The organism is Roseicyclus marinus, from assembly GCF_030163795.1.
Taxonomy (GTDB): domain Bacteria; phylum Pseudomonadota; class Alphaproteobacteria; order Rhodobacterales; family Rhodobacteraceae; genus Roseicyclus; species Roseicyclus marinus.
This window is the reverse complement of record NZ_JASJOF010000001.1, coordinates 314,131-326,856: the sequence shown is the minus strand read 5'-3', so window position 1 is coordinate 326,856 and position 12,726 is coordinate 314,131. Positions and strand designations below refer to the sequence as shown.

The window sequence follows — 12,726 nt, the reverse complement described above, 5'->3', positions numbered from 1 at the left end:
TCAGATGTTGAGACTGCGTTGACGGGGCACAACCCCGTTAACGATCCGTTCGAAAACAGCTCGAGATCTTAACCTTTCGGTAACGCCTTGCGCCTCACCCGCGCCCGGCGGCACGATCCTTGATCTTGGCCCATCGCACGGCCACCCGGTCCCGGATCGGATCGATCACCCGATCCTCGAACCGCTCCCAGATGCGCCAGCTGACAAAGGCCAGAATGACCAAACCGATCAAGATGATGACGTTGAGCCAGGGGAACAACGCAACATCCGGGCCAGCCACGGGCCGGATCGCGATGGCATTGGGATAGATCGAGATCAGGTTCGACCGCCAACCGTAATGCGTGATCGCCACCCATTGCGGCGTAGCCTCGGTCGAGGTCAGGTTAGACGCCTCGGCCTGCAAATCCTCGCTGTCGAACTTGAAATACGGCGGCCAAAGAACCCCGGTATCCTCATTGCGGTAAACGAGCGGTCGCCCATCCGGCCTGATCGTTGAAATCAAACGCAAATCCCGCATTCCTGAGGATTGCGTCGCCCCGCTGTCGCGCTGCGCGAAGAAAAATCCGTTCAACCCCGCGACCTCGGTCAGGCGCGATTCTACGCTGACGATCCGCACGATATCGCGCTGCGGCAGGGTGTAATGCAGAAAAGCCCCGAAAATCAGGGCGATACAGGCGATGAAGATGATCCGGGGCCAGCGCATCCGTCGCCCTCCTTCTCAATTCGTCAGGTAAACATACAGGCTCAAAGCCGTCACGGGCAGAACATAAACGAAGACAATCAACCATGTGCGGATGCGCCGCGCGCTCGGCGCCAGACGCTCCGCGATCCAGTCGTCCCGGTCGCCGGGCCGCCCCTCCATCACCCAATCTTCCTCCAGCCGCATCCGCACCCCGGCGCGCCAATAGAGGAACAGGCTGACATAGACGACGGTCAAAAGAACCAGCATCACCAACAGCATACGCCCCAGTCCAAGGATCATTCGTACCGCCCCGCCTGTATCCGTTCCCCTCCGATATAGGTCATCGCGACACAAAATGGCAGGGCTTGCGGCGATGCGTGCCCCGGCGCAGTGTGCAAGACATGGAAGACACCCCGTTGATGCAGGCAATCGAGACGCGCGAGGCCGACCTGATCGCGCTGACCCAAGACCTGATCCGCATCCCGACGCTGAACCCCCCCGGCCTGAACTACCGGGAGATCTGCGATTTCTTGCAAGCGCGCCTTGAAAATTCAGGGTTTTCCGTCGAACTCATCCGCGCCCACGGCGCGCCCGCCGACAGCGACCGTCACCCGCGCTGGAACCTCGTCGCCCGCCGCGAGGGTGCGACCGCGGGCGATTGCGTCCATTTCAACAGCCACCACGACGTGGTCGAACCCGGCCACGGCTGGACCGTCGATCCCTTCGGCGGCGAGCTGCGCGACGGCCGCGTCTACGGTCGCGGAGCCTGCGATATGAAGGGCGGACTTGCCGCCAGCATCATCGCCGCCGAAGCCTTTGTCGCCACCCATCCCGATTTCACCGGTGCCATCGAGATCAGCGCCACGGCGGATGAGGAATCGGGCGGCTACGGCGGCGTGGCCTACTTGGCCGAAGAGGGCTATTTCGACCCCGCCCGCGTCCAGCATGTCATCATCCCCGAACCCTTGAACAAGGACCGGATCTGCCTTGGCCATCGCGGCGTCTGGTGGGCCGAGATCGAGACGCAAGGTCGGATCGCCCATGGGTCCATGCCGTTTCTGGGCGATTGCGCCGTGCGCCACATGGGCGCCGTTCTGGCCGAGATGGAGGAGACGCTTTTCCCGCTCCTCGCCGGAAAGCGCACGGCGATGCCCGTCGTGCCCGAAGGCGCGCGCCAATCCACTCTCAACATCAACGCGATCCACGGCGGCGAACCGGTGCAGGAGGACGGCTATACCGGCCTGCCCGCGCCGTGCGTGCCAGATCGGTGCCGAATCACCATCGACCGCCGCTTCCTGATCGAGGAGGATATCGCGGAGGTGAAATCCGAGATCACCGCGATGATGGAACGCATCCGCGCCCGCAGGCCCGGTTTCGCCTATGAGATCCGCGACCTGTTCGAGGTGCAGCCGACGATGACCGACCGAGACGCGCCGGTTGTCACCACGGTTGCTGCCGCCATCGAACGCGTGTTGCACCGGCAGGCGGATTTCGTTGTCTCGCCGGGCACCTACGACCAGAAACACATCGACCGCATCGGACGGCTGAAGAATTGCATCGCCTACGGCCCCGGCATCCTGGACCTTGCGCATCAACCCGACGAATGGGTGGGGGTTGCCGACATGCTCGACAGCGCCAAGGTCATGGCGCTGACCTTGGGCGAATTGCTGCTGCCCGGCCGCTAGGGCTCAGTCGCGGATCAGAAGACCGAGATGATTCAGTGCCTGTTCCGCACGCGCCCGCGCCACGGCATCGCCGCCCAGAAGCTCGGCGTTGAGCTGTTTGACCATGCGGCTCAGGGTTTTCTTGCCCGCGTGGCGTTGGATGAATTCGGGCACCGCCTCGGGCGCGACGCCGAGGATATCGTCGGAATTCGGCAATCTCATCTATCCCCCGCGACATCAACGTTCCGGATCAGATTCGTGCTTAACGCGATTCGCAGGTCGCGTGTTACCCCCTGATGACAGGGTCGCCGCCCGACCCCTTGCCATCGCGGCGGACGCCCTGCCCGGACAGTCCCGGTAATCGCTTTTTTCGCGGGACATTTTCCCTGTCCTGCGGGCATGATACGGCCGGGGAACACCATCAGGGAGAGACGACCCATGATCCATCACCTTTATCGCGGCGTGGCGATCTCGGCGCTCTGGGCCGGTGCAGCGCTGGCGCAGCAGACCGACATTTCGATCGGCATGGTGCTGGAACCGCCCAACCTCGATCCGACCTCTGGCGCGGCGGCGGCGATCGACGAAGTGGTCTATGCAAATGTGTTCGAGGGTCTGACCCGCTTTGGCCCCGATGGCGCGGTCATCCCCGGCCTTGCCGAAAGCTGGACCGTGACCGAGGACGGCACGACCTACACCTTTGCGCTCAGGCCCGGCGTGACCTTCCATGACGGAACGGCGATGACCGCTGAAGACGTGGTTTTCAGCCTCGACCGCGCGCGGGCCGAGGGGTCGACCAACGCCCAGCCCGGTCTTTTCGCCAATATCGTCAGCGTCGAAGCCGCCGACGACCTGACGGTTGTCGTGACGCTCGATGGTCCGGACGGGGCCTTTCCCTTCGACATGGCTTGGGGCGATGCCGTGATCGTGGCCCCCGAAAGCGCCGAGACCAACGCCACCAACCCGATCGGCACCGGACCCTTCCGCTTTGCCAATTGGGTGCAGGGCGACCGGGTGGAACTGGCGCGCAACGACGCCTATTGGGGCACGCCCGTGGCGCTGGAAACTGCGACCTTCCGCTTCATCACCGACCCCAACGCCGCCTTTGCCGCGATGATGGCGGGCGATGTCGATGCCTTCCCGAATTTCCCGGCGACCGAAACACTGGCGCAATTCGAGGCCGATCCGCGGTTTTCCGTGATCGTCGGCTCTACCGAGGGGGAAACCATCCTTGCCATGAACAACGGCGCGGCCCCGCTGGACGATATCCGCATCCGGCAGGCCATCGCCCATGCGATCAACCGGCAAGATATCATCGACGGGGCGATGTTCGGCTACGGGACGCCCATCGGCACCCATTTCGCGCCGCACAACCCCGATTATGTCGACCTGCTGGACCGGTCTCCGCATGATCCGGAGCGCGCCCGCGCGCTTCTGGCCGAGGCCGCGCCTGACGGTCTGACGCTGCGCCTTGCGCTGCCGCCCCCCGCCTATGCCCGTCGCGGCGGAGAGATCATTGCGGCGCAATTGCGCGAGGTCGGGATCGAGACCGAAATCACCAACATGGAATGGGCCGACTGGCTGGAGCGTGTGTTCCGGGGCCGCGATTTCGATCTGACCATCGTCAGCCATACCGAACCGATGGATATCGGGATCTACGCGCGGCCCGATTACTATTTCCAGTATGCCCGGCCGGAATTCGTGGCGCTGAACGACACGCTGGCGCGCACGACCGATCCGGGTCAGCGGTCGAGCCTGTTGTCGGAAATGCAGCAGATCATCGCGGAGGATTACGTCAACGGCTACCTGTTCCAGTTGGCCAAGACGGGCGTGGCCAATGCCAATATCGAGGGTTTGTGGGAGAATTCGCCCACACAGGCCAATGACCTGACCGGCGTCCGCTGGACCCAGTGACGCAACCGGCGCCGCCTGTCGCGGGCGGCGCCCCTTTTCCCCCGGTTCCTCTGCCCATGCCGCTTGTTTCCCCCGTCACGCCCCAAGGCGACCCGGAGATTTCGCGCCCCGATCCCGCGCGGCTCATTTCGGGCGAACCCGAACACCGCACGTGGCTGACGGACGAGGCTCCGGGCCTGTGGTGTGGCGTCTGGCAATCGACGCCCGGGACATGGCGCGTCGTTTATGACGAATGGGAATATTTTCGCATGACGGCGGGCGTGTCTGTCCTGACGCCCGAGGGTGGCGCGCCGATCCGGCTTGTCGCGGGGGACGCGTGGGTCATCCGCCCCGGTTTCATCGGCACGTGGGAGGTGGTCGAGACCACGACCAAGGATTTCGTGATCCGGCTCTGACCGGTCAGGCGAGGACCACGCCGATCACGGCCGCCGCGACCACGAAAACCACCGCCGCCAAGGCCATAAGGATGGCATAGCCCGCCGCCCGCAGTTCAAGGTCTTCTTCGCTGTAGTCGATCTCGCTCCGCCGCATCGCCGGTTCCTTCCGCGCATCGTTTCACTGGTCAGAAACGACCGCAGGAACGGAAATGTTCGCCCCTGCGCGGTAAGGAATGAAAAAAACCCTGCGGACGGGCCGCAGGGTTCAGGAAATTCTAACCGATCTGGCTGAAAGGCCGGACTTGCCCGGTGCTGCCGGGCTTCTGTCACTGGGCCGGAATTGCGAAGAACAGGGTTTCGCCCGAATGGTCATCGACGCCGTCATTGTCGGTCGAGACCCACATCGTGCCGTCCGCTGCGATGGCGAGCCCTTCGACCTTGTCCAACACGTAGCCGCCCGTTGCGGTCAGGTAGGGCATCAGGTCCACGACCGTCTCCGGCTCCAGCACGGCGGGGGTCTCGCCCAAGGCGACCATCGCCTCCAGCGCGGACAGGGGCACGCGGGTGATGAGCTTGGTCACTGCCGCGCCAGCGATCTGGTTGTCGCGCTCGACAAAATACAGGTGATCGCCATGGGCCACGATTTCGGACAGGCCAACCCAACCGGTCGCAGGTTCAGTCAGGGGATAGTGGATGACCGACCATTCCTCAGATCCGAGGTTGTAGCCCAGAACCTTGGCGTGGTTGGCCGGATCATCGCGCCACGGGCGCTGCACGGCCATGTAGAGCATGTCGCCCACCCGCGTGATGCCTTCGAGCCCGAACCGGGTTTCCACCGCCAGCAAGTCGCCGGGCAACGCGATGGTATCCTCGATCGCGCCATCGGCACCGATATGGTAGATCGCATGCGGGATGACCCGATCGCTGCGCCCTTCAGAGGCGACCCAAAACCCGCCCTCACCATCCAGCGCGATGCCTTCCAGATCCATCAACTGCGCGGGCTGACCCTCGCGCGTGATCCGCGTCGCGTCCACGATACGGGCGGGGGTCTGGCCTGCGTCGATGTGGAAGATCGTGGGCTGCATCCCGTAGTAGCTGTCGGAGACGGCGTAGATCATCCCATCCTCGGCCATCACCTGCCCCGAGATCGCGCCCCAGCCGATCAGGCTGTCGGTACCGGCGCTCGTCAGATGCGGATAGGCTGCGGGGGCCTGCTGGTATTCGTAGATCATCACATGCGCCGGTGCGGCCCCATCCTCGCGCCCGTCGAATTCATTGGCGGTGGCGATCAGGTTGCGCGACGAGATGGCGATGGCCCCTTCGGGCGAGATGCCCGAGGGCAAAAGCTGCAACAGCACGGGCGCGGCGGGGTTCGACATGTCGTAGACGCCCACGACCGAGGCGCGCTCGGCCAGAAGGAGCATCATCGGCACACCGCCGAAAACGCCGACCTCCATCCCCTCGGGCTCCACGCCCTTGTTGCCGGACCGACCCTCGGGGTAATGGCCGATTTCCGCGATTGCGTATTCGAAGGCGAGGCCCGCCTCGAACACCTCGGTGCCGTCGCGCTGGAACACGGTAAAGCCGCGGCTTCCGCCGTCCATATCCCCCTCGTTGGCGATCACGACATGATCGGCGTCGATCCATTGGATCGCATCGGGTTCGCGCGGGATGTCGGAAAGCTGCCCGTCGAAGGTCAGCGCGCCCTCTTCCTCGGTGTCGACACCCTCAAGGCTGACCGACCCGGCGGAGAAATGGCTCAACACCTCGCCCGCGGAAGAGACCATGACGATATGGTTGTTTTCCTGAAGCGTCACGGCGATGTCGCCATTGGCGTTCACATCGACGAATTCCGGCTCGGGGTCCTCGGGGGCGATCTCGGCGAGACCCGTCAGATCAACGCGGATCTGCGCCGCGCAATCCATCGCGCCGTCCGCGCCGAGCGGCTGGATGACAAGATAGCCCGCAGGCATCTGCGGCACGCGGCCTTCGCCCAGATCCTCGTCACGTTCGTTTTCGATCGCGACCGTGATGAAGCTGCCATCGGGGGCGATCGCGGTGGAATCGGGCTGGCCGCCCAGATCGCAGGACGCGATCACGTCGCGGGTACGCGCGTCGATGGCGTGCAGGGCGCCCGAGGGATTGGTGAAGCTTTCCGAGGTATTCTCGGCCACGAAAACCGTTTGGCCCAGTGCCGAAACCGCGGTGGGTTCGCCTTCGGGTAGCGCGAAAGTACCTGCCGCGACGGGGTTCGCGGGGTCGGTGATGTCGATGAAGCCGATCACGCCTGCCGGGCTGTCCGAATAGACCAACGTCAGGCCATCGCCCGTGGCCGCGATGATCTCGGCCGAGGTTTCTTCGGCCTCGGGCGTGTTCAGCGCGACGGGGAAAGACGCGATGCGGTTGAAGTTCATCTCCTGCGCCAGCGCAGGGGTGGCGGCAATCAGGGCCAGCGCGGATGTCAGCATCAGCGGACGGTATGTCATCGACGATCTCCGAATGGGTGGCAGCGCGCCTGCCATGCCGCATACGGGTGACAGGCGCGTGACGGCTGCGTATCGGGAAGATGACAGTCGGCAGTCAGCCGTGGACGGTCGCCCAGCGGTCGATCAACTGCTGTTGCAGACGACGCGCCCGGCCCGAGTAGTCGCGCCCACCGGGGGGATTTTCGCGTTCCTCCACCGACAGGGCCGCGCGCCTGTCGACATCGCCGCAAAAGATGGCAAACGCCATGTCGCGCCCGGTGCGGGTTCGGGCATAGCCCGCCAGCGAGGATACGAAATTCAAGGTGCCGGTCTTGGCCACGACCTCGGCGGGGGGATTTGCCCGCCGGTTGCCCTGAGCATCCAGCAGGGGGATATCGCGCATCAGGCGGCGCAACAGGCCGTTCGGCCCTGCGGCGACAAGTGCCGCGACCATGTCTTGCGCACGGATGCGGCTTTGATCGCCCAGCCCGGAATGATCGACGAAATCGGCCTGCCGCGCCCCCAAACGGTCGCGCATCCAGTCCGACATGGCGGACGCCGAGGCGCGCAGGTCTGCAGGCCGTGTGCCGCCCGCCTGCGTCGCCAACAGGCCCACGACCTCTGCGGTCAGGTTGGTCGACCAGCGCATCATGCCGCGCAGGATCTCTTCCAGCGGTTCGCTGACATGTTCGACCAGAACGGTCGCGGATTGCGGCGGCGCATCGGCGAGTTCCACCTCGCGGAAGGTCAACCCGTTCGTCCGCGCGAGCGTCTCGAAGACTTCGGCGACATAGGCACCGGGGCGCCGCACCGGCAGCCAGCGCGCGCCCTCGTTGCCCAAGGCACCTCGCGCCACCGTCCAGTGATCGCGTCCCTCGACCTGCGCATAGGTGTAAAGAGGTGCGGCCCGATCCTCGACGCGCATCCGCGCGATCTGCACCTGCGGCCGGATCGATTCGGATCTTGCGTCCATCGTGACGCGATACTCCCCCGCTTGGCGGGCCCATTCGAAATGCACGCGGTTGAAATTCAGGTTCAGTCCAGAAATCGCGGGGTTGTAGCCGACATGCTCCGGTTGGTCGGGGTCGATCTGGAAGACTTGGGGCAACGCGCCTTCGGCGAGCATCAGTCGCCCCCTGACCTCGCGCAGGCCTAGGGTGCGCAGTTCCGATGCCATGGCCGCAAGGGTATCGGTGTCGAGCAGCGGGTCGCCTGACCCGACCAGCCACAGGTCGCCATCAAGCCGCCCGTCGGCCAGCGTGCCATCGGCCACGATCCGGGTGCGGAACCTGTAGCCCGGGCCGAGCCGGTCCAGCGCATAGGCGCAGGTGACCGCCTTGGCGACGCTGGCGGGCGGCATCGCCACCAGCGGGTTCACAACCTCGAGCATCCGGCCCGTCGCGGCATCGGCCACCGCATAGCCGACGCGCCCGCCAAGCCGTGCCTGTTCGATCAGCGTCGCCCCCGAGGGCACCGCACGACGAAAGAGCCCCTCGGGCCGGGCAACGGGAACAAGCGAGGTTGTGGGCGCGGCCCCCAGCGCGGGCGCGGCCGCAAATCCCGCAACCCCGGTCAGAAAAGCGCGACGCGACTGCATGAACACAAACCAAAAGACACAAATCTTTAAACAGTTAAGCGCAGCGCGCCCACGCCCTCAAGGGATTCGGTACAGACGCTACCAATCGCCCCGGGCGCGGATCGCGCTGGAGGACAGATCGACCATCGGGAGATTCAGAAAACACCAGGCAGGCGGTGCGGCATGAGGCAAAAGGCGCGCGCTCGATGCCGGCAAGCGGTCGGCTTGATGGATCGTGGCGGCCTTGGCACTGCGGGCCGAGATCCCCTGCCCCGGACGCGCAAGTACGCCGACGGGCACGTGGTCAAGGATCCAGTCCCATCGCTGCCAGCGGTGGAACTGCGCCAGATTGTCGGCCCCCATAAGCCAGACAAATCGCACGCCGGGATAAAGCGCCATCAAGCGCTGCAGCGTTTCGGCGGTGTAGCGCGTGCCGATGCGCGCCTCGATATCGGTCACGAGGATCCTTGGATGGGTCACCATCGCGCGCGCTGCCGCCATGCGACGTTCGAGTGCTGCAGGGCCGTTGCGTTTCAGCGGGTTGCCCGGGCTGACCAGCCACCATACCCGGTCGAGGCCAAAGCGTTTCAGGGCCTCGCGGCTGACATGGACATGGCCCGCATGGGGCGGATCAAAGGACCCGCCGAACAGGCCCACGGTCTGGCCGGGCAGCGCAAAGGGAAGATCGGATCGCAAGGGCACGGACAGGGTTCCCCGACATCTGGGCGCGTCTTGATGCGGCGACCCGCGTCCCAAGTCAACGTCAGCACCCGCCCCCGATTGCCCATCCCGGCCCAAAGGCTTACATGGCGGGTCAACCAAGGATCCCAGGACGGAGCGGCACATGGCCTCGTATCAATATGTCTACCACATGGATGGCGTCTCAAAGACCTATCCGGGCGGCAAGAAATGCTTCGAGAACATCCGCCTGAACTTCCTGCCCGGCGTGAAGATCGGCGTCGTGGGTGTGAACGGTGCGGGCAAATCCACGCTCATGCGGATCATGGCGGGCATCGACAAGGATTTCACCGGCGAGGCTTGGGCCGCGCAGGGCGCGCGCGTGGGCTACCTCTCGCAGGAGCCGGAACTGGACGAGACCCTGAACGTGCGGGAAAACGTCATGCTGGGCGTTGCGGCGAAAAAGGCCAAGCTCGACCGCTACAACGAACTGGCGATGAACTATTCCGACGAAACCGCCGACGAGATGGCGCAATTGCAAGACGAGATCGACGCCGAGAACCTGTGGGATCTCGACAGCCAGATCGATGTCGCGATGGAGGCCTTGCGCTGCCCCGACGATGACGCGCAGGTTTCGACGCTTTCGGGCGGCGAACGGCGCCGGGTGGCCCTTTGCAAGCTCTTGCTCGAAGCACCCGAGATGCTGCTGCTCGACGAACCGACCAACCATCTGGACGCCGAAACCATCGCCTGGCTCCAGCAGCACCTGATCGAATACAAGGGCACGATCCTGATCGTGACCCACGACCGCTATTTCCTTGACGACATCACCGGCTGGATCCTCGAACTCGATCGCGGTCGCGGCATCCCCTACGAGGGCAATTATTCCAGCTGGTTGGAGCAAAAAGCCAAACGGCTGGAGCAGGAAGCCCGCGAGGACAAGTCGCGCCAGAAGACGCTGGAGCGCGAACTCCAGTGGATCCGCGCCGGCGCCAAGGCGCGTCAGGCCAAGCAGAAGGCCCGGATCAACGCCTACGAGGAACTGGCCGGCCAGTCCGAGCGCGAAAAGATTTCCCGCGCCCAGATCGTCATCCCGAACGGTCCCCGCCTCGGCTCGCGCGTGATCGAGGTGAACGGGCTGAAGAAAGGCTATGGCGACCGGCTTTTGATCGAAAACCTCAGCTTCTCCCTGCCGCCGGGCGGGATCGTGGGGGTGATCGGGCCGAACGGCGCGGGCAAATCCACGCTCTTCCGCATCCTGACGGGTCAGGAAAAGCCCGACGAGGGAACGGTGGAATTCGGCGATACGGTGCAGCTGTCCTATGTCGACCAGTCGCGCGACGCGCTCGATGCGTCCAAAACCGTCTGGGAAGAAATCTCAGGCGGGGCCGAGATCATCGAACTAGGCGACGCCAGCATGAACTCCCGCGCCTATTGCGGCGCCTTCAACTTCAAGGGCGGCGACCAGCAAAAAAAGGTCGGGCTCCTCTCGGGCGGGGAACGCAACCGGGTGCATATGGCCAAGCTTCTGAAGGCGGGCGGCAATGTTCTCCTGCTCGACGAACCGACCAACGATCTGGACGTGGAAACGCTCCGCGCGCTGGAAGACGCGCTGGAGGATTTCGCGGGCTGCGCGGTCATCATCAGCCACGACCGGTTCTTCCTCGACAGGCTCTGCACCCATATCCTCGCCTTCGAGGGCGAGGCGCATGTGGAATGGTTCGAGGGCAATTTCGAGGATTACGAGGAAGACAAGAAACGTCGCCTCGGCCCCGATGCGGTGGAACCCAAGCGGTTGAAGTACAAGAAGTTCACGCGCTGAATTTCGGTGCCGCGCGTGGCTGCACGGCACACGGGATTGCCTTGGGGTGCGCCGAAAGGCGCGCTCTGCACACGCAGGGTGGACCCGGTGCGCAACGGCTCTGTGATGGCGGGACTTGCGTGGGGGCATGCGCTTTCCCAAATGGTTGACAGGATCACTCACTAGGCTGTCGCCATGTCCCACCACATCACCTGCCTGTCCTGCGCGACCGTGAACCGGGTTCCGGCCGAACGGCTGTCGGCTCATCCCAAATGCGGCACGTGCGGCGCGAAACTGGTGGAGCCCAAGGTTCACGACATCGACACCGCCACGCTGCGCAAGGCCGAGACCAAGGATACGCTGCCGTTGCTGGTGGATTTCTGGGCCCCGTGGTGCGGCCCGTGCCGGGCAATGGCCCCCGAGTTTTCAAAGGCAGCGCGGGCGTTGTCGCCCCATACGCGGCTGGCCAAGGTCAACACCCAGGTCCATGGGGACGCCTCCCAGCGCTACGGCATAAGGGGTATTCCGCTGTTGATCCTGTTTCGGAACGGTCAGGAAATCGCCCGCCTGACCGGGGCACGCCCTGCGGCGGAGATCGAAGCCTTCGTGCGCAGCCACACCGCTGCGCGCGCCTGATAGAAGATCAGAGGCGACGTGAGCCCCTGCAAGCCTTCGGGCAGCGTCGGGATCAGAACCGCGCGTAGTAGATCAGGGCGACGGGGATGGCCATCGACGTCCAAAGGCAGAAGAAAAACGCCGCGCGCCCCATCTTGAGCCAGAGCTGGATCGCGGGATCATTCGCGAATTCCGAGCTGACGGTTGCGGGCGTGGCGGCTGCCACTTCGATGGTTTCCATACGGGACATGCCATTCCCTCCTTGGCCGGCGCGAGTTCCTGAGACTTGCAAGATAAGCGGTCACGCGCGTCGGTCCAGCCCCATGCGCCGCGTTTCACTGGAATGAGCGGATTTTCCCTGTAAGCTGAGATCAGTTTGTCGTGATCCCGCCCGTCAGGAGTGCCACCATGACCAGATCGCTCTCGCGCATCGCCGCCTTGTTGATGGCGGCGTTCATCGCCACCGCGCCCGCGCCGTCGACGGCGCAAAGCGCGCAGGAAACTGCCTTTGTCATGGGCCTGATGGAATCGATGAACGCGCTGTCGATCCGCTTCAACCGTGAGGTCTGCGGCTATGTCCTGCGTCATTCCAACGGGGCCTATTCTTCGACAAAGGCCAGTTGGGGCGGGCAGGCATCCTGCGCCTCGCTTCCGGTTGAGGACGGCTTTGTGGTCGCCTCGAGCTGGCACACCCATGCCGCGTGGGACCCCGCCTATGACGGAGAGGTGCCGTCGATCCAGGATGTGGAAGGCGACATGCGCATGGGGGTGAACGGCTGGGTCGGCACGCCGGGCGGGCGGCTGTGGTTTGTCGAGGGCCAGACCGGCAACATCCGGCAGGTCTGCGGGCGTGGCTGTTTGCCGGTGGACCAAAGCTTCGGCGACGAAGACTTTGGTCCGGTGGGTGAAAGCTATACGCTTGACGGTCTTTACGCGCGGTTCGGACGAAACCGCTGA

14 protein-coding genes are annotated in these 12,726 nt (G+C 64.5%); 6 read left to right on the top strand and 8 right to left on the bottom strand.

Features of this window, described 5'->3' with window-relative positions; translation table 11 throughout:
* Positions 1–94: 94 nt before the first annotated feature.
* Positions 95–703: a DUF1523 family protein gene (locus QQK63_RS01760; protein ID WP_277826340.1), complete on the bottom strand. Its 609-nt coding sequence runs from the start codon at positions 701–703 to the stop codon at positions 95–97.
* A gap of 15 nt (positions 704–718) precedes the next feature.
* Positions 719–982, bottom strand: coding sequence for a hypothetical protein (locus QQK63_RS01755; RefSeq protein WP_277826338.1), 264 nt, complete (start codon positions 980–982; stop codon positions 719–721).
* 101 nt (positions 983–1,083) lie between these two features.
* Here QQK63_RS01755 and QQK63_RS01750 point away from each other — a divergent pair, with 101 nt between their 5' ends.
* Positions 1,084–2,367: an acetylornithine deacetylase/succinyl-diaminopimelate desuccinylase family protein gene (locus QQK63_RS01750; protein ID WP_277826336.1), complete on the top strand. Its 1,284-nt coding sequence runs from the start codon at positions 1,084–1,086 to the stop codon at positions 2,365–2,367.
* Positions 2,368–2,370: 3 nt separating this feature from the next.
* Here QQK63_RS01750 and QQK63_RS01745 read toward each other — a convergent pair whose 3' ends face one another.
* The gene (locus tag QQK63_RS01745; RefSeq protein ID WP_284283163.1) at positions 2,371–2,562 is read right to left on the bottom strand and encodes a hypothetical protein; all 192 of its coding nucleotides are present in this window, start codon (positions 2,560–2,562) and stop codon (positions 2,371–2,373) included.
* A gap of 222 nt (positions 2,563–2,784) precedes the next feature.
* Between QQK63_RS01745 and QQK63_RS01740 the strand changes: the two genes are divergently transcribed.
* Together QQK63_RS01740 and QQK63_RS01735 are read left to right on the top strand one after the other, a co-directional pair.
* Entirely contained in the window at positions 2,785–4,257 is a 1,473-nt protein-coding gene (locus QQK63_RS01740) for an ABC transporter substrate-binding protein (RefSeq protein ID WP_277826332.1), read from the top strand.
* A gap of 56 nt (positions 4,258–4,313) precedes the next feature.
* Positions 4,314–4,652 (top strand): cupin domain-containing protein, encoded by a 339-nt coding sequence (locus QQK63_RS01735; protein WP_277826330.1) that lies wholly within the window; start codon positions 4,314–4,316, stop codon positions 4,650–4,652.
* 4 nt (positions 4,653–4,656) lie between these two features.
* Here QQK63_RS01735 and QQK63_RS01730 read toward each other — a convergent pair whose 3' ends face one another.
* The 4 genes from QQK63_RS01730 to QQK63_RS01715 form a co-directional block, all read right to left on the bottom strand.
* A complete protein-coding gene (locus tag QQK63_RS01730) occupies positions 4,657–4,788 on the bottom strand; it encodes a hypothetical protein (protein ID WP_277826328.1) in 132 nt (43 codons plus the stop codon).
* 172 nt (positions 4,789–4,960) lie between these two features.
* Entirely contained in the window at positions 4,961–7,120 is a 2,160-nt protein-coding gene (locus QQK63_RS01725; RefSeq protein ID WP_277826326.1) for an esterase-like activity of phytase family protein, read from the bottom strand.
* A 94-nt stretch (positions 7,121–7,214) separates the two neighbouring features.
* Positions 7,215–8,696 (bottom strand): D-alanyl-D-alanine carboxypeptidase/D-alanyl-D-alanine endopeptidase, encoded by a 1,482-nt coding sequence (gene dacB / locus QQK63_RS01720; RefSeq protein WP_277826324.1) that lies wholly within the window; start codon positions 8,694–8,696, stop codon positions 7,215–7,217.
* A gap of 78 nt (positions 8,697–8,774) precedes the next feature.
* Complete coding sequence (locus tag QQK63_RS01715) at positions 8,775–9,371, bottom strand: nicotinate-nucleotide adenylyltransferase (RefSeq protein WP_277827772.1); 597 nt, start codon at positions 9,369–9,371, stop codon at positions 8,775–8,777.
* A gap of 148 nt (positions 9,372–9,519) precedes the next feature.
* On the opposite strand from QQK63_RS01715, the gene ettA reads away from it, so the two are divergent.
* Both ettA and trxC read left to right on the top strand, forming a co-directional pair.
* Positions 9,520–11,175 (top strand): energy-dependent translational throttle protein EttA, encoded by a 1,656-nt coding sequence (gene ettA / locus QQK63_RS01710; RefSeq protein WP_277826322.1) that lies wholly within the window; start codon positions 9,520–9,522, stop codon positions 11,173–11,175.
* A 174-nt stretch (positions 11,176–11,349) separates the two neighbouring features.
* On the top strand, positions 11,350–11,790 hold the full coding sequence (gene trxC, locus QQK63_RS01705; RefSeq protein ID WP_277826319.1) for a thioredoxin TrxC: 441 nt from the start codon (positions 11,350–11,352) through the stop codon (positions 11,788–11,790).
* Positions 11,791–11,842: 52 nt separating this feature from the next.
* Here the strand turns inward: trxC and QQK63_RS01700 are convergent, their stop codons facing one another.
* Positions 11,843–12,019 (bottom strand): hypothetical protein, encoded by a 177-nt coding sequence (locus tag QQK63_RS01700; protein ID WP_277826317.1) that lies wholly within the window; start codon positions 12,017–12,019, stop codon positions 11,843–11,845.
* A 158-nt stretch (positions 12,020–12,177) separates the two neighbouring features.
* Here QQK63_RS01700 and QQK63_RS01695 point away from each other — a divergent pair, with 158 nt between their 5' ends.
* Positions 12,178–12,726, top strand: coding sequence for a DUF4329 domain-containing protein (locus tag QQK63_RS01695; RefSeq protein ID WP_277826315.1), 549 nt, complete (start codon positions 12,178–12,180; stop codon positions 12,724–12,726).